This window comes from Moritella sp. 36, from assembly GCF_018219415.1.
In the GTDB taxonomy this organism is placed as follows: Bacteria; Pseudomonadota; Gammaproteobacteria; order Enterobacterales; family Moritellaceae; genus Moritella.
Window position 1 is genome coordinate 3,802,409 of sequence record NZ_CP056120.1, and the last position, 25,114, is coordinate 3,827,522.

The following is a 25,114-nucleotide window of genomic DNA, read 5'->3' on the forward strand; positions in this document are numbered from 1 at the left end:
TACCAATGCGTTAAATAAGTAATAATCTATTTATTCGGATTGGTATAATCCCTTTTATTGACTGTTAATGAGTATTGATATGCATTTCGATGACAATATCCGCATGGTTTTCTCAACCGAAAGCGGCCGTATTAAAGAAGAAAAACACGTTGAAACGGCACCTGAAGGTGATGGTATTGTACGTATTCGCCGCGAAACCAAAGGCCGTAAAGGTAAAGGCGCGACGACGATTAGCGGTATAGCATTACCTGAAAAAGAATTAAAAGCGCTAGCGAAAGAATTGAAAAAGAAAAGCGGTGTTGGTGGCAGTGTCAAAGATTTCATCATCGAAATCCAAGGTGATCAGCGTGACATGGCAAAAGAATTTTTAGAGAAAAAAGGCTACACAGTAAAACTCGCAGGCGGCTAATCATCCCACGTAAGCGCTAAACTAACCATCACTTTAAACACTTGTTATTTATCTCAAATCAAGGCAACATAACCTTGTCGACGGTGATCACATGATCATTAATCGATTAAATTCTCAGGGCGGGGTGTAATTCCCCACCGGCGGTAATAATCAGGCGGTCGATTTATTCGTCACCTATTTCAGCCCGCGAGCGCCTAAGTGACTTATGTTTATAAAGTCTTCTGATTTAATAAACATAAGTCACTTAGGGTCAGCAGATCTGGTGAACGCTATGCCCCATAGCCTAGTCCAGAGCCGACGGTAATGTACATACATATCATGTATGGCTAAGTCCGGATGAGAGAGAATGTAAGATGCGTTAACATCTGCCTTGGTAGATGATTAATCACGCACCTCTAATTCTGCACGCCCTGATTCTGGAACCCAATATTTTATATAGTTGTATATTAAGGATTTAAACCATGAATCAGTCTTTACTTTCCCCTTTTGGCAACGCGATCACGCGTGTTGAAACAGCACTAACAGCATTACGTTTAGGCAAAGGGGTTTTAGTTGTTGATGATGAAGACCGCGAAAATGAAGGCGATATGGTGTACGCGGCTGAATCGCTTACCAATGAACAAATGGCATTACTGATCCGAGAAGGCAGTGGTATTGTTTGTGTTTGTCTACCTGACGAGCGTGTTAAACATTTAGAGCTTACACCTATGGTTGAGAACAACTCAAGCCAGTATGGTACTGCGTTTACTGTGAGTATCGAAGCGGCCGTTGGCGTAACAACAGGCGTATCGGCTGCTGATCGCGTTACCACAATTAAAGCTGCGATTGCCGATGATGCAATGCCAAGTGATTTGGCACGTCCAGGTCATGTTTACCCGCTACGCGCACAACCAGGCGGTGTATTAACACGCCGTGGCCATACCGAAGGGACCATTGATTTAATGAAACTCGCAGGGCTAAAACCTGCAGGTGTATTATGTGAAGTAACCAATCCTGACGGTACAATGGCACGTTTACCAGAAATCATTACTTTTGGTGAAAATCACGACTTGCCAGTATTAACGATTGAAGATATTGTGACTTATCGCAACGCACAGTTAGATCAAGTCGGTTAATCGTTTTAAATAAAAAGGCACTGTAATTACGATTATTAGCTTCAACTCACGCTCATTTATCGTTAAACACTAGTGCCTTTATACATAGCAACCTTGATAAAGAACACCATAAACAGCAAATCATTTAAGCCGTAGATGGTATAAAATATACCGGCAAATAAGTCTGTTTCATACAGGCTAAATAAATTATGCGTGCTTAGCCAATACACCCATGCGCCCACGTATACCAATTTTTCTATCGCAAAAACTGAGACTAACAAACGAATATTACCCTTGGTCATCGCGGCAGCAAAATATGCCAGTCCCCATACCATAATCATGACTAAACCAAAGTTAGACATCACAATAGGGTCTGCATCATTAATGGCCGTATTACTAAACAATTGCGAGAACGTCAGTACTCCACCAATATTAACCAGCGCAGCTAATATGAGGCCATATTTAATTACCGTTTTATTCATTACGACTTCCTTATTAAATTTCATTTTCCTAGTTAAAATTGAGATGCGGTGTTGAATAAGTTCAAATCACATGGTCCGCCTAATTAGCGTCACACTCGACATATTTAATAAACGCCAACAACTAAGCAAACCAATCAGACCAACAAAGCCCGCACCTGCACCGATCCCTAACAACCAATACTGAAAATGGAACGTCCCTGGCATCTCGAAGATACGACTTTGTAAAATATACACGCCAAGCTCCATGGCAATACTCGCCATCAGTCCAGCTAATGCGCCTAAGGCTACAAATTCAAATAACACACTATGACGAAGTAAGCGGCCACTTGCACCAAGGGTACGTAAAATAGCAAGTTCACGTTCACGCTCTTCCATACTCGCTTGTACCTGCGCCACTAATACTAAGCTGCCAGCCAGTACCACCAGCACCAGAATAAACTCAATAGCAATAGATACCTGCCCTATCACACTTCTTAGCTGGGTAATAATAGCGTCCACATCAATTAAGGTAATGGTCGGATATTGGCTCAAGAAATCCTGCAAAGCATCAGTGGCATCATCTGGTACATATAACGATGAAATATAAGTTACAGGGAAATCAGATAGCACATGCTGGTTAAAAATCATGTAAAAGTTAGGTTGCAGCGTTTGCCAGTTCACTTTACGAATACTGCTCACCATCACTTGTACTTCTTCACTACCCAATTGGAAAGTTAAGTTATCCCCGACAGCGACATCTAACTTATCTGCTAATGTCGATTCGATAGACACTAACGCACGGGTATCTTCTGGCTGCCACCAGCTACCAGCAATTAAACTATTTTCATAAGGGATCGCATCACGCCAAGTCAGGTTTAGCTCTCGACCCACACCACGGCGGCCATTATCAGCAGACTTAGTTTCTTCCTTACTCACACGTTTAGTCACTTGGTCATCATTAATTTTGGTTAATCGACCACGGACGACGGGAAATAGACCGCTGGATTCAATGCCTAACGCATCAACAAAATTGTCCACTTGCTCGACTTGGCTGGCAGTAATATTGACTAAAAATCGATTGGCACTGTTATCCGGTAATTGCTTCTGCCAGTCATCAATGAGGCCATTCTTCATGACCACAATAATCAATAGCAGTTGAATAGCGATAGTAAAGCTAATCAATTGCACCGCATTTTCATTAGCACGACGTTTCAAATTGGCTAACGCTAAATGCCAAGATTTTCCAGCCTTACTACCCGCAGAACGTCCCACAGACATAAACAGACGACCAATAACGAGCAGTACGAATGCCACCAGCATACCGCCAATTAATAACGCCGCACTCAGCACTGCATCTTGGCTAAACAAATACAGCAGCGTAAAAATAGCGAATATCGCAGGTAGCGGACTCATTAACCTCGTCAACAAACTATTTTCAGCGCCACTATCACGACCGCGTAACAGGATCATCGGCGAAGTATTTACTAACTCTCTTAATGGCGTGATAGCAAAAGCCACAGCGCAAATGATGCCCGTAACAATCGCGACTAAGAAGGGATACGCCATATTACCCGTGGTCGAGGTATCAAGATAATCGCGCATGGCATACAAACCAATATTCAATATCAGATAACCCACAATTAGCCCTAAACTGATACTCAGTACACTCAATAGCGACCAATGCAGGCAATATAGTTTAGTCACATAACGCTTGGATGCACCCATGGCTTTGAACACCGCCACCACAGATTGATGACGCTGACTATAACGACGGCTTGCAACCGCAACTGCAACAGAGGCTAAAACAATCCCCAGCATACTGGCTAATGACAAGTATTTATCCGCTTTAGTTAACGCTCTCGCCAAGGGTGAATTTTGTGATTTGATATCATACCAACGCTGGTTATCAGTCAACTGTGGTTTGAACCATTGCTCAAATTCGGTAATATTGTCGGCTTCTCCGGCGAACAGGTATTTATAACTTAGTCGACTACCCGGTTGAATAAGCTCGGTTCGCTGTACATCTTGAGTATTAATAAACACCACAGGACCAGAACTAAACACACTAAACGACGCATCCGGTATTTGCGTGATCACCCCAGTGACTTTAAAACGCATGACGCCGACTTCAATGCTATCGCCAAGCTTAATGCCTAACTGTCTTAATCCCTTCGCTTCTAACCAAGCTTCACCGTATTTCGGTGAATTAGCCGCAACCGCTTGTGAGGCATCTAACGACGGACTTACCAATAATTCACCGCGTAATGGATAGGTATCCGATACCGCCGATAAGGCCGCCAACGCCATCTGATCATCAGTGAATACCATCGATGACATTTGTATCTGTTGAGCTTGGATTAACGCCAAACTTGTTGCTTTGGCTAATACCGCAGGATCAATAACACTGCCGGTATCCAATACTCGATCCGCTGCAATAAAGGTACTACTCTCGGCGGTTAATGCTTGTTTAACACGACTAGAAAAACCCGATAAAGCAAATACCGCAGACACAGCTAATACGATCGCCAGTAAGATAATGGTCAATTCACCGCGTTTTAATTCGTGTTTTAATAAACGCAGGGAGTGGTTTCGCCAATAACTCATAACGACTCACTTAACTGCTGTTTTGTCGCTAAAGGCTCTGTAACTAAAGACTCAACATTCTCTTCTGTTAACTCGCCACTGTCCATGCTCACTTGGCGCTGGCAACGTGCGGCTAATTTAGGGTCGTGAGTGACCAATATTAAGGTGGTACCCTCTTGCTTGTTAATTTCAAACAACAACTCAGCAATGTGTGATCCCGTTTTGGTGTCTAAGTTACCTGTAGGCTCATCGGCAAAAAGTATGTCGGGTTTAGAAATAAAGGCACGGGCAATCGCCACTCGCTGCTGCTCCCCACCCGACAATTGTGACGGGTAATGTTCGGCTCTATCGGTTAAATCAACTTTAGCTAATAATTCTCGCGCTAATTGTTCGGGATTATTCATACCTGCTAACTCAGCCGGTAACATGATATTTTCCAATGCTGTTAAGCTATTTATAAGTAAGAACTGCTGAAAAATAAAACCAACATGTTTCGCACGAACCGCACTTCGTTTTTCTTCATTGAATTGGTGCAATGGCTGATTTTTAAGAAAAACTTCACCGCTCGAAGGTAAATCGAGTCCCGCTATAATAGACAATAGGGTAGACTTACCAGAGCCAGACGCACCAACAATCGCTAATGAATCACCTGCTACCACAGTTAAATCCATCGGATGTAATATATCGAGGGTTTTAGCCTCTGTTTTAACTGATTTAGTTAAGGCACTTACTTTTAATATAACGTCGGAATTTAGCTTCATGTTTAAAAATGCCTTTAAAGTATTATTATTGATGGTTACCTTGTTACCTGCAGCACATGCCACAGCTAACCATAAAATTTTGTTATTGGGTGATAGCCTTAGTGCCAGTTATGGTATGACACAAAGTGAAGGCTGGGTAACCCTGCTTAATCAACAGTTAGTAAAGCAAAATGCCCCGTATAATATTATCAATGCCAGTATCAGTGGTGAAACTACCGCTGGCGGCCTGTCTCGGTTACCGGGTATTTTAGCTAAGCAATCAATTGATACACTGATTATCGAACTCGGTGCTAATGATGGTTTACGTGGTTTTCCACCCAAGTTAATCAAAAAAAATCTGACTAAGATGATAGAGCTAGCACACGCGCAGAATATTCCTGTGTATGTGATGAATATTCGTATTCCACCTAATTATGGTCCACGCTACAGCAAAATGTTTACCGATGTATTTACGCAGGTTGGCAGTGAAAAAGACATTACCGTGTTACCATTTTTCATGGAGCAGATCGCTATCGACCCAAGCTTAATGCAGAATGACGGTATTCACCCTAACCGCACTGCACAACCTAAAATTGCCGATATTATGTCAAAGCAATTAGCCGTCATTTATAGTGAGCATAACTAATATTGATGACTGAATAACCCATGTTGATAAATCCATAACATATTAAGATAAACTAGTTTGTCTTAATATGTCAGGATACGTTTCACAAATGCGGGTAAAGTACTGTCAGGGGGAGTTGTGGTAGGATTAAAATAATCCCATTTGTTGATCGGTTATCAAATCAAAACTCAAGCCAATAAATGGCAAGATACCATCAGCAATAGGTTTAATTTGTTTTTCAATGTAATGCTCAAAATCGAGTACCGAATGTTGATGCTCGACAGCTTCAGGGCCACTCAGGGTTAACACATAACTGATCCACGCTTTATGCTGATAACGTAACGGTTGCCCTAATTGGCGATTCTTCTCATCAGCAGCGCGCGCCGCTTTTACATGTGGCGGCACGTTCTTCACATAAGCAGACAATTCTTGGCGTAAACGCTTACGATAAACCAACTTATCGTTAAATTCACCAGCTAAGGTCCTTTCTACAATTTCCAGCACATAATCTTCGACTGCTAAGCCATGAAATACCCGATGGTATAACTCCATTTGGAACATCTTTGCTAAGTCAGTCCAATCGGTACGTACGGTTTCCAGCCCTTTGAAAATCAGTTTTTCACCGTCTTTGGTATTCACTAATCCGGCATAGCGCTTTTTACTGCCTTTATCTAATCCACGGATAGTCGGCATTAAAAACTTGTGATAATGCACTTCGTATTCAATATCTAAGAAACAGTCGATATCGTAATCTTCACGTAGGTGTCGTTGCCACTGCTGGTTAATATATTCTGACAGCTCTTTGCCCATGCGATCGGCTTGTTCGCTACGATCACCCTCGGTAAACTTGGCGGCATCGAGTAATACAAAGGTGGAATCGGTATCGCCGTAAATCACCTTATATCCCTGCTCTTCGATCCATTTTGCGGTAGTCTGCATGATTTCTTGCCCACGCATGGTGATCGACGAGGCTAAACGGGTATCATAAAAACGACAACCGCCCGACCCTAACACACCATAAAACGAATTCATTAAGATTTTAATGGCCTGTGAACGGGCAGCATCTTTATCGAGTTTGGCTTGATCGCGCTGCGACCACAGTTCGGTAATAATATCGGGAAGGTAATGCTTTTCACGATCAAACAAACCACCACGGAAACCCGGAATCGCCTCAGTAGGGTTTTGAACCCCTTCTAGCAACCCTACCGGATCAATTTTAAAGGTGCGAATAATTGACGGATACAGACTTTTAAAATCCAGTACGATGACATGATCATACAAGCCAGGAAATGAATCCATCACATAACCGCCAGGACTTGCCATTACCCCACTCTCACGCAGATTTGGCGCGATATAACCCGCTCGATGTAACTTAGGCAAGTATACGTTGGTAAACGCCAATACCGATCCACCGTTACGATCTAGCTCTAAACCGGTTAACTGTGAGCGTAATAACAAGAAATCCAACAAACGGGTTTTAACAAAAATATCCCACACTAAGACGCAATCTTGCAAGTTGTATTTCGCTAGCTTGACCTTGTTAAAATAAAAATCGTGGTTGATCTGTTCCATGCGGTTATCCACATCGTCAGTATCTTTACCGACACCAAGTATCTCTTGCGCCACGTTTTCTAAACTAAAGCTGGGAAAGCTATAAGTTGCGGTTTTTAGACTATCAATACCGTCAACGACTACACGACCGTGTAAAGTCAGAAAGCCTTGTTGTTGTGGGGTACGGCCATCTCGCCAATGCAGGTTTTGCCCACCTCGACCCAATGCTAATTTAAGATTATGGAATGTGGCACGTTGGGCTAATAAACGGAAATCAAAGTTAATTACATTCCAACCAATAAAGATGTCGGGATCGTAGCTGATCACAAAGGCTTGCAGCGCCAGTAATAAACTTTTCTCGTCGGCAACCCAATGGATTAACGGTTCGCTTTCAGGAGTTTGTGCTAAATCGCGCTCAGGCTGCTCACCTATCATGTATACCCGTTTAAAGGGCTGACCATCAGGGCAATAGGCTGGGCTTAATGAATACAAACCAATAGAGTAAAGCTCACCGTGTTCTGAACATTCGATATCCAGTGAGATCTGTTTTATTTTATCGACTAAGTTATCAGGCAGTTCCGCTGGTTTAAGCTGCGCTTGTTGAAATTCAACATAGCCTTTACGTTGTACAGGCGTGCCCATGAACTCGACTGCGCCTTTGATAAAACGCTCCATTAAGTAACGCTCAGGCGGGCGAATATCGGCTTCTAATACAGTGACCAGCTTACGTCTTAATAACTCTTGTGCGCGGTGAAAATCATGCGAAGTGCGGAAATAAAAGGCACTCATGAATTCTAAATCAAAACTGCGCATTTTCAGGTTTTTATAAGTAAAACGTGGATTCAATTCACTTAAGCAAGCCAGTGCTGTAGTCAATTGGTCTTGAGGAATGAACATCACCAGCGGCTGGGTTGCCGGGATCAGTTTAACCGCACCCATTTCAGATGCTAACCAGTAGCTTAATTCATTGTTACCATTACGATCACGGCTATGGCGCGATAATAAAAAACCCAGATATGTAGCAGACAAAATTAACCAGAAAAAGTTGTTTAAGACTGGTTAAGTGTACAGCATTTTTAGAGGCGTGAAAATATTTACACAAAGTCGTAATCTGATGCCATCATTTGTTAGTTATATGTTATAAAGCTTACTGGAATTACTAATTAACAATTTTAGATAAAATAGAAAAGAGAACACGCTTGTGACCACGACCCTGAAACCTTTCATATTGCTACTTATCAGTGGCTTTTTGCTCATGCTTGGCTATGGCTTAAGTAATATTCTATTGCCTGTACGCATGCAAAATGACGGTATCAGCGTCGACAACATAGGTATCATCTTATCTATGCTGTCAGTGGGCTTCTTACTCGGTGCTCTCTATAGTCGAACACTATTACAGCGGGTTGGCCACATTCGTATATTTGCCATGTGCGGTAGCTTAACTTCGGTGGCAATCTTGCTTTCAGGCCTGTATCCAGAGCCGTTAATGTTAGCTGCAATGCGTATGCTCACTGGGTTTTGTATGGCCTGTGCCAATGCCACACTCGATAGCTGGTTAAGCCATAGCGCTACAGAAGAAAGCCGTGGACGAATATTATCGATTAACCAGATGGTGATCATGTCTGCGCTGTTCTCTGGTCAATTTTTGTTGAACGTGGCACCGATTAGCGATGTCACCTTGTTTGTTATATCCGGTATTCTATTTAGTCTTTCTATAACCCCCATGGTGATAAGTAAGCATCAAGGGCCGCAGATTGAAGACAGTCAGTCCATGTCCTTAATGACCATTATGAAGCTGTCACCGCTCGGTGTTATCTGCTGTTTTTATGGTGGTTTTCTTTATGCTGGCTTAGTCAACATGCTGCCTGTTTTTGCCAATGATAATGGTATTCAAGGTTTCAGTTTATCCATATTCATGGGGGCATCTATCTTTGGCGCCATCATTTTCCAATATCCGATCGCCTATTTATCCGACCGTTTTGACCGTCGTAAAACCATGATCGGTATGGTATTAACCATTGCAGCATTGTCTTTATTCGTGCCGCAACTGATTAGCTCATCACAATTTAATCTCACCTTGTTAACGATTGCGATCGTGATGGGGCTAACCGCTTGCCTCTACCCAATGAGCATGTCAGAAACCTTCGATAAAGTATTAAGAGAACAAATCCTAGCAGCAATGGGATCCTTACTACTCATTTACGCACTGGGTAGTATCCTGGGTCCCAATCTTGCGTCGATCGCCATGAACATGTTTGGCAGTGCTGCATTGTTTTCATTTACGAGCATGACGGCCATGACATTACTGGCTTTGATCATTGGTAATATGGTCAATCAGACCGCATTACCACGCGATGAACAAGAAAACTTCATCATGCAAACCCCCTCAGGTGTTGCATCAGAACTGGATCCACGAACCCAGTATGCACAACCTTCTTTTGAACCAACGTCAGAAGTTGAAGTGGCGATTAGTTTAGCCGCTAACAATCCAGCCGCCGCCGTGAACATGGCAAAAACTTTAGCTATGCGCGATCCAAATGATGCCTCGAACTTAGCCGCAGCACTAAGTACCATTGACGAAATTGATATTAGCCGTCTGTATCGCGCCATCACAGCAGCCGCACCAGAGATGAGTCTTCATATCGCAGAAGCACTGACCAATGCCTCGCCTGAACAAGCTGAAGAATTAGTCGACTGGATCACCACTGAACGTCCCGAGCAATTTACCAATATTATTGTTGCCATCGCCAACTCAATGCCAGACAACGGTATTGATGTAATGGAAGTTGCGGCTGAAAATATGGTTGAAGATCACCAAGAAGAATTGTTAGAAATGACAGATCAATACATGACTAGTCTATCTAATTCGTTAGATGAAATGCGTCCTGTCGATCGTGCTGCTGCCGCATCTGAACAGACCGCAACTGAGTTGTATAGCCGTTTAACAGACGTATCACCTGAACAGTCTGCCGAGTTAGCCTTAGCAGTATCAGAAGCGCTACCAGAATCATCGAACGTGGTCGCCGAAGCGTACGTAGCTAACCTCATTGAAGCAGAGCAAGCTGCACCGGGTGATACCACAGCTAATATCGAAACTGCGGTCAATGAATACGTCACTCAAATTGCAGAAACTATCCCTGAATATGCCGTTGATATCGCCAGTACTATGGTTGATTCAGTTCCTGATATCGCTTCTGATATGGTCGAGATCTTACAATGCTCTGACGTTTTCGATGACAGTGAATTGAGTGTGTCGATCAAGGATAAACCAGAACATGATGAACTAGAAGAGCAATTACAATATGCAGTACAAACGCAAGCGGATGAGATTGATAAGAATAGTTAAAGCAGATAAAAAAAAGAACTAACCAGCAAGTAAATGTGATTAGTTCTTTGTATCGATAAAGGATCAACCTGTTTGTTTATCACAGCTAATCCGTTTATTTACTCGCAATTACATAATAGCGGCGTTCAACCATAAATGGCAAAGAATCGAAGCTATGTAACCCAGTGCAATCACTGGAGCCCAGCGTAAGTGACCCGCAAAAGTATACAGTCCACGTGCTTGACCCATCAGCGCCACACCAGCAGCCGAACCAATAGACAGTAAACTACCGCCCACGCCCGCTGTTAAGGTCACTAATAACCATTGACCCAAAGACATATCTGGTTCCATGCTTAATACCGCAAACATCACCGGAATATTATCAACGATCGCCGACAAGACACCAACAGCCACGTTTGCCATTGTAGTATCCCACGTGCCATACATAATGCCAGAAGCCAGACTGAGGTAACCCATAAAGCCTAGACCACCCACACACATGATCACGCCGTAGAAGAATAACAAGGTATCCCATTCCGCTTTCGCGACTTTGTTAAATACATCAAATGGCACAACGCCACCAAGCTGTTCTAAGGCTTTTTCGTCGTTAGCAAGTTCTGCTTTTGCACGTTTACGCTCTAACGAGATTGGCAGCGTTTTACGCAGGAAGTAACCAAAGAATTGCAGATAACCCAGGCCAGTCATCATGCCTAATACTGGTGGCATGTGTAACACGCTGTGTGCAGCAACAGCTGATGTAACTGTCAGTAGGAATAACAAGACAATACGCTTCGCACCACGTTTGGTATATACGATTTCTTGTACACCAGATAACTTGGCATTTTTAGGAATGAAGAACGTCATTATCGTAGCTGGTACGATGAAATTAACCACAGATGGTAAGAATAACGCAGCGAATTCATTAAATTCGACCATGCCCTTTTGCCATACCATTAGGGTTGTAATATCACCAAATGGACTGAACGCACCACCCGCATTTGCGGCAACAACGATATTAATACAAGCAAGGTTAATAAACTTCTTATCTTCCCCTGCAACTTTCATTACCACCGCACACATAAGCAGTGCTGTGGTTAAGTTATCGGCAATCGGAGAAATAAAGAATGCGAGAATACCCGTTAACCAAAATAAGCCCCTCAGATCGAGACCTTTACCTAACATCCAACTGCGCAGTGCATCAAATAACTGACGCTCTTCCATCGCATTGATGTAAGTCATCGCTACTAGTAAGAACAGCAATAGTTCAGCATACTCTAACAGATTATGCCTAAACGCAGCCTCAGCTACATCTGACATGCCTAAGCTAGCATAGTGCCAACCAATGAGAGCCCAAATAATACCCGCAGCCACCAAGACAGGTTTTGATTTTCGTAAATGTAAATGCTCTTCCGCCATTACCAGCAAGTATGCGCAGGTAAAGATAATTACAGCAAAATAGCCTATTCTGGACGCAGTAAGATCAACAATGTCTCCACCGCCACCTGATGCAAACGCAAACGTTGCAGGTGCTAATCCAAACAAGATAATTAAAATAAGCTTCATTGCCATGTTGTGTGCCTTCCCTCTCAAAATGATAAAAACTTGTGTAATGTATGTTATAAAACTGTTTTTAGCTATTGGCAATATCAATTTTAGCGAACTAATGGTGATTTTTATGTTCTTCATCAATGAAAAAATACAGGATAGAAGAGGAATTTGATAATAATTATTGCCAATCACTAAATATAATGAATATCATATCGTTTTATTACCGTAGTAGGATAATGACATTGGATAAAGAACTAAGGTTAATGATTTCACAATGGCTCTCAGAGAGCGATACGTTAAATAATACAGGGGCAAATACTTACAACCTAATACTACTCGTATTATGTTTGAGTCTAGCGGGGATATCTTATGTAATAGTGAAACGTGTCGTGATTAAAGCAATGAAAGTCATATCAGCTCGCTCCAAAGCGACTTGGGATGATAAATTTGTTGCACATGGTGTATTAGAGAAGTTTGCATTATTAGTGCCACTACTGGTTATTGAGCTACTACTACCTCTGTTCTCTGTATGGTCTCCGTTTGTTTCCGATATTCTTGGTCGCCTTCTTACTGCTCTGTTAGTGATTTTATTTATACGCGCGATTTATGCTGTATTGAATGCTATTGCACAAATAGCCGATGAGCACAAAGCAACAAAACGCTTACCCATCACTAGCTTTATTCAATTAATTAAACTGTTTTTATTTTTTATAACAGCCATTATTACTGTCTCTATTTTATCCAACCAAACACCAATTTATTTCTTAAGCGGCTTGGGTGTAGCGACTGGTTTCATCATGCTGATATTCAAAGATACCATTTTAGGTTTTGTCGCCGGTATCCAGTTAGCCACGAACCAGATGGTCACTAAGGGCGATTGGATCCAAATGGATAAATACGGTGCAGACGGTACGGTTGAAGAAGTATCGTTAACCACAGTTAAAGTACGTAACTTTGATAAAACAATTACCATGCTACCAGCTTATGCTTTGGTCTCTGACGCGTTTAAAAACTGGCGTGGTATGAGTGAGTCAGGCGGCCGCCGTATCAAGCGTAGTCTCTTTATTGATATTCAAAGCATCAATTTTTTAACCAAAGATGAGTTACAACGTCTTAGCAAGATTCATTTATTAAAAAACTACCTTGCGGATAAAAGCTTTGATATCAATACTTTTAATCTCGACTTCAATGAAGACGAGAAAGCGGTGAACGGCCGTGGTTTGACCAATATAGGAACATTCCGCACATACTTGTTAGCTTACTTACAACAGCACCCGAAAGTACGTAAAGACATGACATTATTAGTAAGACAATTAGCACCAACGACACAAGGCATGCCAATCGAGATCTATATTTTTACCGATGAAACACGTTGGGCTTTTTATGAAGACATACAAGCAGATATCTTTGATCATATCTTCTCGGTATTACCTGCATTTGGCCTACACGCTTTTCAGCAACCCAGTGGCAATGATATACAGTCACTGATAAAGCAGTGTCAGTCGCAGGCATAAAAAAACGCGTTAACCCAATGCCGATTGCAGGCAGGGATAACGCGTTATACAGTCACGTCTATTTTGTTATAAATAGCGCGTTGCAATTAAAAACGTCTTATTAAATACGAGTACGTTTTTTCGCTTTAGGGCCTCGCTGCTGTTTAGCAGGGCCTTTCTTACCTTTGTGGATTGGTATACCAGAACCCGTAGGCTTAGTACGACCTTTACCACGAGGTTCATTGGTTTCTTCGATCTCTTTACCCAATCGACCGCTTTTAGTCGGCTTTTGACGTGCGTCATTATTTTTCAATGAACGACGGATACGGCCTTGACGAATACGAGTTTCTCTACGATCTAAGTTACGTGCAGTCGTTTCTGGTGGTAATGACACAAGTACGCGTAAGTAGTTAATTTCGTTTAGTGCAAGTTCAGACCAACCGCCACGTGGTAAACGACGATCAAGTACTAATGAACCATAACGGATACGGATAAGACGACTTACCTGAATACCTTGAGATTCCCATAAACGACGTACTTCACGGTTACGACCTTCACTCAATAATACGTTGTACCATTGGTTAAGACCTTCACCACCAGTCCCCTCTGCAACACCTTTAATCTTTTGGAATTTGGCAGGGCCATCTTCCAATTCAACACCCATACGTAGGTTTTGAATAATTTTTGGTGTTACTTCACCAAAGATACGACAAGAGTATTCACGCTCTACTTCGTGACTAGGGTGCATTAGACGGTTTGCTAGCTCACCATCTGTCGTAAATAACAATAGACCAGATGTATTGATATCTAGACGACCAATCGCGATCCAACGGCCGCTTTTTAATGGTGGTAGACGATCGAATACTGTCTTACGACCTTCTGGATCTTTACGTGTACATAACTCACCTTCAGGCTTATGGTATGCAAGAATACGACAAACGTTTTCTTCTTCAGTGATCACGTGTACCGGATTGCCATCCAAACGAACTTTGTCCGTATCTTCAACACGGGTACCCAATGTCACAATCTCACCATTAACGCTGACACGGCCTTCTGCGATCACAGCTTCCATCTCACGACGGGAACCTAAACCAGCACGTGCTAGTACTTTCTGTAGCTTTTCACTCATCAGTTTTCCTAAATATTAAGTTACGATCTTATTTCGCAATTAAAAAATTTTGTATGTGCCAGATATCCTCAGATACCCAACACAGTTATTTTTATTTGATACTGTTAAATATCTAACAATGTTTCTTCGTCCATGGCGGCTAATTTAGCCAATAACGCTTCGTCCAATGGGGGTAACTCTTGGATACTTTTAATAGCAAAGTAATCCAAAAATTGGGTCGTTGTCGCATATAAAGCCGGTCTACCCGGTACTTCTTTGCGGCCAATCACTTTGATCCATTCACGCTCTTCAAGCGTATGGATCGTTTGGCTACTCACAGCAACCCCACGAACTGCTTCAATATCACCCCGACTTACGGGTTGACGATAAGCAATCAGTGCTAATGTTTCTAATGTCGCGCGCGAATATTTCGCGGGCTTATCTTGCAACATACGCTGCAACCAAGGCGTTAAATGTGAACGCGCTTGAAAGCGATAACCACTGGCTACTTCCACCAGCTCGATACCTTTATCATGATAATCGGCGCTTATCTCGGCAATGTAGGCGGTCACTTGTTGACGGCTTAAGCCTTCATCGGCAAGAACATCACGGCATAAAGCCGCTAATGATAACGGTTTCTTCGCAACAAAAATAGCCGCTTCAATAATCTGTTTATAAGGTGTTGTATTCACACTCAGGTCTCATACTTATTCGGCTAAACTTAAGTATATCTCACCCAAAGGATTATTCTGGATAAGGCTAATTAAAGACTCTTTAAGTAACTCAAGGATCGCCAGAAAACTCACCACGATACCACGTCGACCTTCTTTAAGATCGAGTACTTGATGGAAAGTTCGCACCTTACCATCTTGCAGTAATGCCAGTATATGGGTCATCTTTTCACGCGTGGTTAATACTTCACGTTGGATCTGATGATGCTCGAAGTGTTCTGCTTTCTTGAGTAATTTTTGCAGATTATACGCCAAGTCGCGCAGAGATACTTCAGCTAATAACGGGGTTGTCGTAATATTTTCTGGCAGTTCGGCGTTAGCAACAAAAATATCGCGCTGGATCCTTGGATGCTTATCTAGATTTTCTGCCGCGTTCTTAAAGATTTCATATTCTTGTAGCTGTCGGATCAGCACGAGACGCGGATCGTCCAACTCTTCTTCTGCCACCACGAGTTTAGGGAGTAATAACCGTGATTTAATTTCAGCCAACAACGCTGCCATGACCAAATACTCACCGGCAAGTTCAATTTTCAACGTAGTCATCAGATCCACGTATTCCATGTATTGCGCGGTGATTTTTTGCATCGGTAGCTGTAAAATATCGAGTTTTTGCTTTTTGATTAAATACAACAATAAATCTAACGGTCCTTCAAATGCGTCTAAGAATACACTCAGCGCATCTGGCGGAATAAACAAATCCTTGGGAACTTTACGTAATAACTCGCCATTAACCTTGGCAATCGCAGTGCTAGACTCTACCACAGGTTACACGAAAGAAGATGCATCACCGGCACCTTGACGAAGAATAACGGCATCACCTTCCGAATAATCAATAACCGTTGTCGCTTGCTCGCCTAAGTAACCACCATTGATAATGAGCTCCACTTGGTTTTCAAGTTGGTCTCGGATCGCTTCTGGATCAAATTCTGCACCTTCGTTACCCGGTAAGATTAACGACGTCGACATCATAGGCTCACCGAGTGCATCTAATAATGCCAATGCAATTGTGTTGTCTGGCACACGAATACCGATTGTTTTACGCTTAGGATTCACTAAACGACGCGGCACCTCTTTGGTTCCTTTAAAAATAAACGTAAAAGGACCCGGGGTATTATTTTTAAGCGCGCGATAAGCTTGATTATCAACGCGTGCGTATAACGACAACTCCGATAAATCACGGCATAACAAAGTAAAGTTATGCTCTTTATCTAACTTACGGATTTTACAAATACGCTCTAACGCCATTTTATCACCAATATGACAGCCTAGCGCATAGCCAGAATCTGTTGGATAGATGATCACACCACCATTGCGTAAAATAGCAACCGCCTGACTGATTAAACGCGCTTGCGGGTTATCAGGGTGTATATAGAAAAATTGACTCATAAATTATTACTCCTTAACTGTTTAGTGACCATCGTTGACACAGCTTAATTACCACTTGGTAAACTTAAGCGCCTTGCTCCACAGTGGAGGCAAGTTTCGCATCACCTTCAGGCCAAGACGACCACACTGGGGTACAATCCTTAGGGATATATAAATTTCGACCTAATTCAGTCCAGCTGCTTGGCCGATGAAAATCAGAACCAACAGACCCAGACAAATTATAATCACGACCATAACTGGCTAACTGAGTACGTTCGGTAATACCTTGTTGTGGCTGTCCCACTTCTAAAGCATCACCACCCGCTTCTTCGAAGGCAGCTAATAATCTTTTAAACCATTTAGTTGACAGTTTATACTGCAGCGGATGAGCCAGTACAGCTTGCCCACCAGATTGATGAATTATTTCGATCGTTTGTTCAATTGTTGCCCAGTTGGGTGGCACATAGCCAGTTTTTCCCTTAGCTAAGAAACGTTTAAATACATTTTGAAAGGTATTTTCAACGCCTTGCTCAACTAAATATTTAGCAAAGTGACTGCGAGTAATACTGGCATCGCCAGCAAGTGCTTTCGCGCCTTCATACGCATTTGGAATACGCGCTTTGGCTAAACGATTACCCATTTCAACCGCGCGCTCTTCACGCTTATTACGCTGTTCTGCTAAGAATGCCTGCAACACAGGGTTCTCGAGGTCAACATTTAAGCCAACCACATGAATTTCATGGTTTTGCCAATTGGTTGAAACTTCAACACCATTAACTAAAGTAAGCGGTAATTGATTGGCTGCAATCGTATCATGGGCTTCTTGGAGGCCAGCCGTAGTATCGTGATCGGTAATCGCTAACACATCAACGCGATGTAGAACCGCACGTTGGACTAGTTCAGCTGGACTTAAAGAACCGTCAGAGGCTGTCGTATGAGAATGTAAATCGTATATCATAAAAATAAAGCGTATCCAGCGATAAAAATTCAGAAAAAAGCACAATAAGGCCCTATTATAAGTTTTATTTAACAATTTCACACAAAAATTAATAAATGTATTGACAATAATAGCCCTAAACGCCTAAGTTTAACCTACTTAGATAACTTTATGGCTCAAACGCAATGCAAAATATTACAAACCAAACAATCAGTTGGTGGTGGCACATCCCTCTCTAAACGGGCATGTGATTTTGTGATATCTGCAGTAAATGTAAATCTACAAAAAATAACAAACATTAAAGCCCGTTTCATTGAAGCGGGCTTTTTTATTGGAAATTTAGACAAACTAGAGCAAGGAAAGTGCGATGACGCAACGATTAGCGCCAGGAAAATTACATTCGATTCAGCAAGATTGCCCTCATATTGACGATCCCCTTGCCTTCTATCGCCACATGTATCGCCCAAGCGGTAACAGCTTATTATTAGAGTCGGCTGATATAGTCACAAAAACCGCACTGCAAAGTTTAATTTTGCTCGATGCGGCGGTTAAAATCGCCTGTTTTGGGCGTACCGTTGAATTCACGGCATTAACCCTGAATGGTGAAAACCTGCTGCCATTCTTAGCCGATGAATTTAAAACCCAACTTGGCAACGATGCTATTACGTCTCTGAGTCATAACAAACTAGCTTTAATATTCGCCCCGACTGACGATAGCCTTGATGAAGATTCCCGCTTACAGTCATCATCACCTTTCGACGCTTTACGCACTATTATCAACCGTGTCATCCCCGAAACGCCTTTTCATGAAGCATTATTTCTCGGAGGCTGTTTTGCTTATGACATGATTGCCAGTGTTGAAGAATTACCAAGTGTGCCGGATGGCGCCAATATCTGTCCTGATTTTGTATTCTATATTGCCGAAACATTAATTGTGATTGATCGCCAAACTCAACAATCAAAATTAATCGGTAGTGTCTTTGGTGGTGAGTACTTTGCAACAGCACTTAACGAAACAGAAGCAAAATTAGCCCGAATCCAAACAGAATGTGCGACAGTCTTAACAGCAATACCAGACTCTAAAGCAGCAGCACTAATGCTCAACGTCGATATTAGTGACAGTGAGTTCTGCGCGACAGTTGAAGATTTAAAAGATTACATCCGTAGAGGTGACATTTTCCAAGTTGTACCGTCACGTTGCTTTAGCTTGCCTTGTCCAGATTCGTTAGCCGCTTATGCCAAACTAAAACAAACGAACGCAAGTCCGTACATGTTTTACCTAAACGATTCTGACTTTGTGTTATTTGGTGCATCTCCAGAAAGTGCATTAAAATATGATGCGCAAACTAATGATGTAGAAATTTATCCGATTGCCGGTACTCGTCGTCGTGGTTTCCGTGCAGATGGTTCTATTTGCCCTGACTTAGATGGCCGTATCGAATTAGAATTGCGTCAAGACAAGAAAGAAACTGCCGAACACATCATGCTGGTTGATTTAGCACGTAATGACGTGGCCCGTATCAGTCAGCCTGGTACACGTTATGTGGCTAACTTATTAAACGTCGATCGTTACAGCCACGTGATGCACTTAGTGTCTCGTGTAAAAGGAAAACTACGCAATGACCTTGATGCCCTACATGCATACCAAGCGTGCATGAACATGGGGACGTTAGTTGGCGCACCTAAGATCCGCGCCGCGGAACTGGTTCGTCAAGTAGAACAGCAACGCCGTGGTAGTTATGGCGGTGCCGTTGGTTACCTTACGGGTGATGGCACCATGGATACCTGTATTGTTATTCGCTCTGCATTTGTTAAAGATGGCACTGCATATGTACAAGCTGGTGCGGGGGTAGTTTACGATTCAAACCCACAAGCCGAAGCCGAAGAGACCCGCAGTAAAGCAGCCGCAGTATTAAACGCCGTAGCCCTCGCACAAGGTTCATCATTCGCTGCCATCATGAAGGCAGAAGCTAACTCAACAACTCACAACGCTAAGTAACGGAGACAACATGAACAATACTTTATTTTTATTAGACAACTTTGACTCTTTTACTTACAACCTAGTGGATCAATTCCGCAGCCTAGGGCATGAGGTTAAAATTTACCGTAACAGTATTAGTGCCGAAGCAATTAAACAGCAAATAGACCAATGTGAAAACAACCCCGTTGTGGTGCTTTCGCCGGGCCCTGGTAATCCATCAGAAGCCGGTTGTTTGTTGGAACTGATCCGCTTGTGTCGCGGTCAATATCCAATGATTGGCATTTGTTTAGGACACCAAGCACTGGTACAACAGTATGGTGGCGTAGTTGGCCGTGCAGAAGAGATCATGCATGGTAAAGCCTCATCGATTAACCATGATGGTCAGTTAATGTTTGCCGGTTTGAGTCAGCCCTTACCTGTTGCACGCTATCATTCATTAGTCGCAACTGAAGTACCGAGCAGCTTAACCGTTAATGCAGAATTTAACGGAATGCCAATGGCAATAATTCAACCAGAAGATAAAGTCATTGGTTTTCAATTTCACCCAGAATCAATATTAACCAGTGAAGGCGCCGAGCTGTTAAAAAACACCCTAGCATGGGCAACAGCATAGGTCACAAGCCCTAAGGAGTAGGTCATGGCAGAATCAAACATCGTACCGGAAAAAATAGTATCGGAAAACACGGCACCAGCAACAATCACCGCGATTCTAGAAAAGTTATACGCAAACCAAGTACTGACTCTTGAAGAATCAGAAACGGTATTTACGGCTGTAGTACAAGGTGAAATGGATCCAATCATACTTTCGTCAGTGCTAACAGCATTAAAAATACGCGGTGAACAACCAGATGAGATTGCAGGTGCTGCGCAAGCATTATTAGCAGCAGCAACCCCCTTTCCAGCAGTAGAAGGCCTACATGCCGATTGTTGTGGGACAGGTGGCGATAACATGAATACCATTAATATCTCAACAACAGCTGCGTTTGTCGCTGCTGCTTGTGGGTTAAAAATGACTAAACATGGTAACCGCAGCGTATCAAGTCAATCGGGCTCGTCAGACTTATTGGAAGCGTTTGGTATTAATTTAACCCAAACCCCAGAGCAAGCAAAAGCCTGCCTTGATGAATTGGGTATTTGCTTTTTATTCGCACCACAATACCACGCAGGTATTCGCCATGCGATGCCTGTACGCCAAGCTCTTAAAACCCGCACCATCTTTAATGTGTTAGGCCCACTGCTGAATCCGACTCGCCCACAAGTTCAGTTAATGGGTGTGTATGATAAATGTTTAATTCGCCCAATCGCCGAAACCATGGATAAACTAGGTGTGCAGCGTGCGTTAGTCGTTCACGGCAGTGGTTTAGATGAAATCGCCCTACACGGTGAAACTAAAGTTGCCGAGTTAAATAATGGCATGATCACCGAGTTCACAATAAGCCCTGCCGATTTTGGTGTTGAACGTTATGACGTAGCCGAACTACGCGGTGGTGATGCAGCAGAAAACAAAGTCATTATCGAACGCCTGCTATCAGGTAACGGTACTGACGCACAAAAAGCCGCAGTGGCCATCAACGTATCGGCATTATTAGTGGTTGCTGAAATAGCCAAAGACTTCAAACACGGTACTGAATTAGCAATGACAGCAATTGATGATGGCCGTGCATTAGCCTTGATCCACCAACTAGCAGTAAAAAGTCAACAAGTTTAGTCTTGGTCTTAGCCTTAGTTTAACGAAAGGAAGGAAACATAAATGTTAACGCAAGAATTACAGCAAACCATTCTCGGTAATATTGTTGACGATAAAGTGGCTTGGGTTGCAGCGCGTAAAGCCAGTCAACCATTAGCGAGTTTTATTGCTGATTTAGTACCGACAGATCGTGATTTTTATGCCGCGTTATCGGGTAAACCAACCAAGTTTATTCTGGAATGTAAAAAAGCATCACCATCAAAAGGGCTAATCCGCCCTGAGTTTGATTTAGATTTAATTGCTGGCGTCTATAAAAACTATGCGGCTGCAGTCTCTGTATTAACGGATGAGAAATACTTCCAAGGTGACTTCGACTACATCACTAAAGTACGTAATGTCGTGACTCAGCCGGTGATCTGTAAAGACTTTATCATTGACGAATATCAGATTTACTTAGCCCGTTTACACCAAGCCGATGCAACGCTGTTAATGTTATCGGTACTCGATGACGCTGAATATATTGCCTTAGCTAAAGTCGCCCACAGCTTAAACATGGGCGTGCTTACCGAAGTCAGTAATGAAGCAGAATTAGTCCGTGCGATTGCGCTAGACGCAAAAGTGATCGGTATTAATAACCGTAACCTACGCGACTTATCAATTGACTTAAACCGTACCAAAGAGATTGCTCCGAAGATCCCAAATGATCGTATTATCATTTCAGAATCGGGCATCTACAATAACCAACAAGTACGTGATTTAGCGAACTACGCAAACGGCTTCTTAGTTGGTAGCTCGTTAATGTCACAAGACAACGTCGATTTAGCTTGCCGTCGTTTGATTTTAGGTGACAATAAAGTTTGTGGTCTTACCCGCCCAGAAGATGCAAAAGTCGTACATGAACAAGGCGCTATCTATGGTGGACTTATCTTTGCGCCAAAATCACCACGTTGTGTTAACGTAGCAACAGCGCAAGAAGTCATTGCAGCAGCACCACTGGCTTACGTGGGGGTATTTGTGAATGAACAAGTAACCGTCGTTGCCCAGCTTGCTAATCATCTCGATTTGGCCGCTGTACAATTACACGGTAGCGAAGATGCAAGCTACATTGCGATATTAAAAACCTTACTCAATAACGACATACAAATTTGGAAAGCACACGGGGTTAGCGAACAAGCACCCGATTTAAGTCTGACCAAGGTTGATCGTCATTTAGTTGATAGTAAGGTAGCGGGACAATCAGGTGGCACAGGACAGCCATTTGATTGGTCGTTATTAACATCTGAAGATTGCAGTCAAATCATGTTGGCCGGAGGATTAACTCCAGACAACGTGCAAGACGCAGCAAAACTCGGTTGCTTAGGGCTGGATCTAAACTCAGGATTAGAATCAGCACCCGGTATTAAAGATACAGACAAAATTATCGCGGCATTTAACGCGCTTAGAAATTACTAAAGGAAGTTATCATGGCAAAACTTAATGCCTTTTTTGGCGAATTTGGCGGCCAATACGTATCGCAAATTTTAATACCTGCATTAGATGAATTAGAAGATGCATTTATCGATTCACAAAATGATCCTGCCTTCGAAGCAGAGTTCCAGCAACTGTTAAATGAATACGCGGGTCGTCCAACGCCGTTGACACTATGCCGTAACATTACCAAAGGTTCGAAAACTAAGATTTACCTAAAACGTGAAGATCTATTACACGGTGGCGCGCACAAAACTAACCAAGTATTGGGTCAAGCACTACTGGCTAAACGCATGGGTAAAACTGAAATTATCGCTGAAACAGGTGCAGGTCAACACGGTACTGCATCAGCACTAGCGTGTGCGTTGCTGGGTCTAAAATGTCGCATCTATATGGGTGTGAAAGACATGGAACGCCAAAAGCCAAACGTATTCCGCATGAAGTTAATGGGCGCTGAAGTTATCGGTGTTGACTCTGGCGCAGGCACATTAAAAGATGCCTGTAACGAAGCATTACGCGACTGGTCTGCTAACTACGAGAATGCTCATTACCTACTAGGTACTGCGGCAGGCCCACATCCTTTCCCAACTATCGTACGTGAATTCCAAAAAATGATCGGTGAAGAAGCCAAGCAACAGATTCTAAAAGCAGAAGGTCGCTTACCCGATGCTGTTATTGCTTGTGTTGGTGGTGGTTCTAACGCGATTGGTATGTTCAATGATTTTATCGAAGAAGAAAGTGTCAAACTTTACGGTGTTGAACCTGCGGGTAAAGGGATTTCGACAGGTGAACACGGTGCGCCAATTGCCGAAGGTACCAACGGTATTTTCTTTGGTATGCATTCACTATTGATGCAAGATAACTATGGTCAGATCCAAGAATCATACTCGGTATCTGCTGGATTAGATTTTCCATCTGTTGGTCCGCAGCACGCACACCTATATACTTCTGGCCGTGCTGAATACCCGTCAGTAACAGATGAAGAAGCACTTACAGCATTCCAGTTACTATCATCGCAAGAAGGTATTATCCCTGCGCTAGAATCATCTCACGCATTGGCGTATGCACTACAGATGATGGAACTGGATATGGATAAAGAACAAATTTTAGTGGTTAACTTATCAGGTCGTGGTGACAAAGATATCTTTACCGTTGCAGATATTCTAGAAGGTGAAGGAGCATTATAATGGGACGTTATCAACAAGCTTTTGCAGCACTTGCAGAAAAAAATGAAGGCGCTTTCGTTCCATTTGTAACGATTGGCGATCCAAACCGCGAACAATCAATGGCGATCATCGAGACGCTAATAGCAGCTGGTGCTGACGCATTAGAACTGGGTATTCCATTCTCAGATCCGGTAGCTGATGGCCCGACGATCCAAAAAGCCACCTCTCGTGCATTAAACGCAGGTATAAACCCAGATGCCTGTTTTGAAATGCTGACCGAAATACGTGCTAAACATCCGCACATGCCAATTGGTTTATTATTGTATGCCAACCTTGTTTACGGTAATGGTACCGATAAATTTATGGCTAAAGCTGCTGCTGCTGGCGTTGACTCATTATTGATTGCCGACGTGCCAGTACAATACGGCCAACAATTTAAAGAAGCAGGCGATAAAGTCGGTATCGAAAGTATCTACATCGCACCGCCAAATGCCGATGAAGCAACGCTACAGCAAGTGGCAAAGCAAGGTTCTGGTTATACTTACCTACTTAGCCGTGCAGGTGTCACAGGGGCAGAAACCAAAGCTGAAATGCCAGTAGGTCCATTATTAGCAAAACTGAAATCGTTTAATGCAGCACCTTGCCTGCTCGGTTTTGGTATCTCATCACCAGAACAAGTTAAACAAGCTGTTGCAGCGGGTGCTGCGGGTGCTATTTCAGGTTCTGCGATTGTAAACATCATTGAGAAAAACCTTAATGACAATACGAAAATGCTACAAGAACTCGCTGAGTTCGTGACGCCAATGAAAGCCGCAACAATTAAATAGTCGAGCATAAACAAAA

General features: G+C 42.8%; 22 protein-coding genes and 1 riboswitch. Of the genes, 12 read left to right on the forward strand and 10 right to left on the reverse strand.

Annotated features, from left to right (window positions below):
* The first annotated feature begins 67 nt into the window (after positions 1-67).
* Positions 68-409 carry a stress response translation initiation inhibitor YciH gene (yciH, locus tag HWV03_RS16755; RefSeq protein WP_249185352.1) on the forward strand — a complete coding sequence of 114 codons (342 nt, stop codon included), beginning with the start codon at positions 68-70 and terminating at the stop codon, positions 407-409.
* A 106-nt stretch (positions 410-515) separates the two neighbouring features.
* Positions 516-761, forward strand: a riboswitch (FMN riboswitch).
* Between the two features lie 109 nt (positions 762-870).
* Positions 871-1,524, forward strand: a complete 654-nt coding sequence (ribB, locus tag HWV03_RS16760) for a 3,4-dihydroxy-2-butanone-4-phosphate synthase (protein WP_211676926.1) — start codon at positions 871-873, stop codon at positions 1,522-1,524.
* A gap of 62 nt (positions 1,525-1,586) precedes the next feature.
* Here the strand turns inward: ribB and HWV03_RS16765 are convergent, their stop codons facing one another.
* The 3 genes from HWV03_RS16765 to HWV03_RS16775 all read right to left on the reverse strand — a co-directional run bounded on the left by HWV03_RS16765 (position 1,587) and on the right by HWV03_RS16775 (position 5,308).
* Positions 1,587-1,985 (reverse strand): hypothetical protein, encoded by a 399-nt coding sequence (locus tag HWV03_RS16765; RefSeq protein WP_211676927.1) that lies wholly within the window; start codon positions 1,983-1,985, stop codon positions 1,587-1,589.
* A 66-nt stretch (positions 1,986-2,051) separates the two neighbouring features.
* Positions 2,052-4,568 carry an ABC transporter permease gene (locus HWV03_RS16770; protein ID WP_211676928.1) on the reverse strand — a complete coding sequence of 839 codons (2,517 nt, stop codon included), beginning with the start codon at positions 4,566-4,568 and terminating at the stop codon, positions 2,052-2,054.
* Positions 4,565-5,308: an ABC transporter ATP-binding protein gene (locus HWV03_RS16775; RefSeq protein WP_211676929.1), complete on the reverse strand. Its 744-nt coding sequence runs from the start codon at positions 5,306-5,308 to the stop codon at positions 4,565-4,567. Before HWV03_RS16775 ends, HWV03_RS16770 begins: the two co-directional genes overlap by 4 nt.
* On the opposite strand from HWV03_RS16775, the gene HWV03_RS16780 reads away from it, so the two are divergent.
* Complete coding sequence (locus HWV03_RS16780) at positions 5,307-5,933, forward strand: arylesterase (protein WP_211676930.1); 627 nt, start codon at positions 5,307-5,309, stop codon at positions 5,931-5,933. The two genes, HWV03_RS16775 and HWV03_RS16780, sit on opposite strands and share 2 nt — an antisense overlap.
* Before the next feature lie 126 nt (positions 5,934-6,059).
* On the opposite strand, the gene HWV03_RS16785 is transcribed toward HWV03_RS16780, so the two are convergent.
* Positions 6,060-8,492: a DNA polymerase II gene (locus tag HWV03_RS16785; protein WP_211676931.1), complete on the reverse strand. Its 2,433-nt coding sequence runs from the start codon at positions 8,490-8,492 to the stop codon at positions 6,060-6,062.
* Between the two features lie 172 nt (positions 8,493-8,664).
* On the opposite strand from HWV03_RS16785, the gene HWV03_RS16790 reads away from it, so the two are divergent.
* Complete coding sequence (locus HWV03_RS16790; RefSeq protein WP_211676932.1) at positions 8,665-10,809, forward strand: MFS transporter; 2,145 nt, start codon at positions 8,665-8,667, stop codon at positions 10,807-10,809.
* 108 nt (positions 10,810-10,917) lie between these two features.
* Here the strand turns inward: HWV03_RS16790 and nhaD are convergent, their stop codons facing one another.
* Entirely contained in the window at positions 10,918-12,357 is a 1,440-nt protein-coding gene (gene nhaD, locus HWV03_RS16795) for a sodium:proton antiporter NhaD (protein WP_211676933.1), read from the reverse strand.
* 221 nt (positions 12,358-12,578) lie between these two features.
* Here nhaD and HWV03_RS16800 point away from each other — a divergent pair, with 221 nt between their 5' ends.
* Positions 12,579-13,850, forward strand: coding sequence for a mechanosensitive ion channel family protein (locus HWV03_RS16800; RefSeq protein ID WP_211676934.1), 1,272 nt, complete (start codon positions 12,579-12,581; stop codon positions 13,848-13,850).
* 100 nt (positions 13,851-13,950) lie between these two features.
* Here the strand turns inward: HWV03_RS16800 and rluB are convergent, their stop codons facing one another.
* The 5 genes from rluB to rnm all read right to left on the reverse strand — a co-directional run bounded on the left by rluB (position 13,951) and on the right by rnm (position 17,991).
* Positions 13,951-14,958: a 23S rRNA pseudouridine(2605) synthase RluB gene (gene rluB / locus HWV03_RS16805; protein ID WP_211676935.1), complete on the reverse strand. Its 1,008-nt coding sequence runs from the start codon at positions 14,956-14,958 to the stop codon at positions 13,951-13,953.
* Positions 14,959-15,062: 104 nt separating this feature from the next.
* Positions 15,063-15,629, reverse strand: a complete 567-nt coding sequence (gene scpB / locus HWV03_RS16810; protein ID WP_370629410.1) for an SMC-Scp complex subunit ScpB — start codon at positions 15,627-15,629, stop codon at positions 15,063-15,065.
* Positions 15,630-15,644: 15 nt separating this feature from the next.
* Entirely contained in the window at positions 15,645-16,430 is a 786-nt protein-coding gene (locus tag HWV03_RS16815; protein WP_211676936.1) for a segregation and condensation protein A, read from the reverse strand.
* A gap of 3 nt (positions 16,431-16,433) precedes the next feature.
* Positions 16,434-17,054: an L-threonylcarbamoyladenylate synthase gene (locus HWV03_RS16820; RefSeq protein ID WP_211676937.1), complete on the reverse strand. Its 621-nt coding sequence runs from the start codon at positions 17,052-17,054 to the stop codon at positions 16,434-16,436.
* 64 nt (positions 17,055-17,118) lie between these two features.
* Entirely contained in the window at positions 17,119-17,991 is an 873-nt protein-coding gene (gene rnm, locus HWV03_RS16825; protein ID WP_211672643.1) for an RNase RNM, read from the reverse strand.
* Between the two features lie 150 nt (positions 17,992-18,141).
* Here rnm and HWV03_RS16830 point away from each other — a divergent pair, with 150 nt between their 5' ends.
* From HWV03_RS16830 to trpA, 7 genes are read left to right on the forward strand one after another with little or no spacing between them, the layout of a single operon-like run.
* The gene (locus tag HWV03_RS16830) at positions 18,142-18,399 is read left to right on the forward strand and encodes a hypothetical protein (RefSeq protein ID WP_211672644.1); all 258 of its coding nucleotides are present in this window, start codon (positions 18,142-18,144) and stop codon (positions 18,397-18,399) included.
* Positions 18,338-19,969, forward strand: coding sequence for an anthranilate synthase component 1 (locus HWV03_RS16835; protein WP_211676938.1), 1,632 nt, complete (start codon positions 18,338-18,340; stop codon positions 19,967-19,969). The genes HWV03_RS16830 and HWV03_RS16835 overlap by 62 nt, the downstream gene beginning before the upstream one ends.
* Before the next feature lie 10 nt (positions 19,970-19,979).
* A complete protein-coding gene (locus tag HWV03_RS16840; RefSeq protein WP_211672646.1) occupies positions 19,980-20,564 on the forward strand; it encodes an aminodeoxychorismate/anthranilate synthase component II in 585 nt (194 codons plus the stop codon).
* Positions 20,565-20,588: 24 nt separating this feature from the next.
* Positions 20,589-21,659 (forward strand): anthranilate phosphoribosyltransferase, encoded by a 1,071-nt coding sequence (gene trpD, locus HWV03_RS16845; protein ID WP_255546880.1) that lies wholly within the window; start codon positions 20,589-20,591, stop codon positions 21,657-21,659.
* 42 nt (positions 21,660-21,701) lie between these two features.
* Positions 21,702-23,090: a bifunctional indole-3-glycerol-phosphate synthase TrpC/phosphoribosylanthranilate isomerase TrpF gene (gene trpCF, locus HWV03_RS16850; RefSeq protein WP_211676939.1), complete on the forward strand. Its 1,389-nt coding sequence runs from the start codon at positions 21,702-21,704 to the stop codon at positions 23,088-23,090.
* A gap of 11 nt (positions 23,091-23,101) precedes the next feature.
* Positions 23,102-24,292: a tryptophan synthase subunit beta gene (trpB, locus tag HWV03_RS16855; RefSeq protein ID WP_211676940.1), complete on the forward strand. Its 1,191-nt coding sequence runs from the start codon at positions 23,102-23,104 to the stop codon at positions 24,290-24,292.
* Entirely contained in the window at positions 24,292-25,098 is an 807-nt protein-coding gene (trpA, locus tag HWV03_RS16860) for a tryptophan synthase subunit alpha (RefSeq protein WP_211676941.1), read from the forward strand. Before trpB ends, trpA begins: the two co-directional genes overlap by 1 nt.
* Positions 25,099-25,114: the final 16 nt, after the last annotated feature.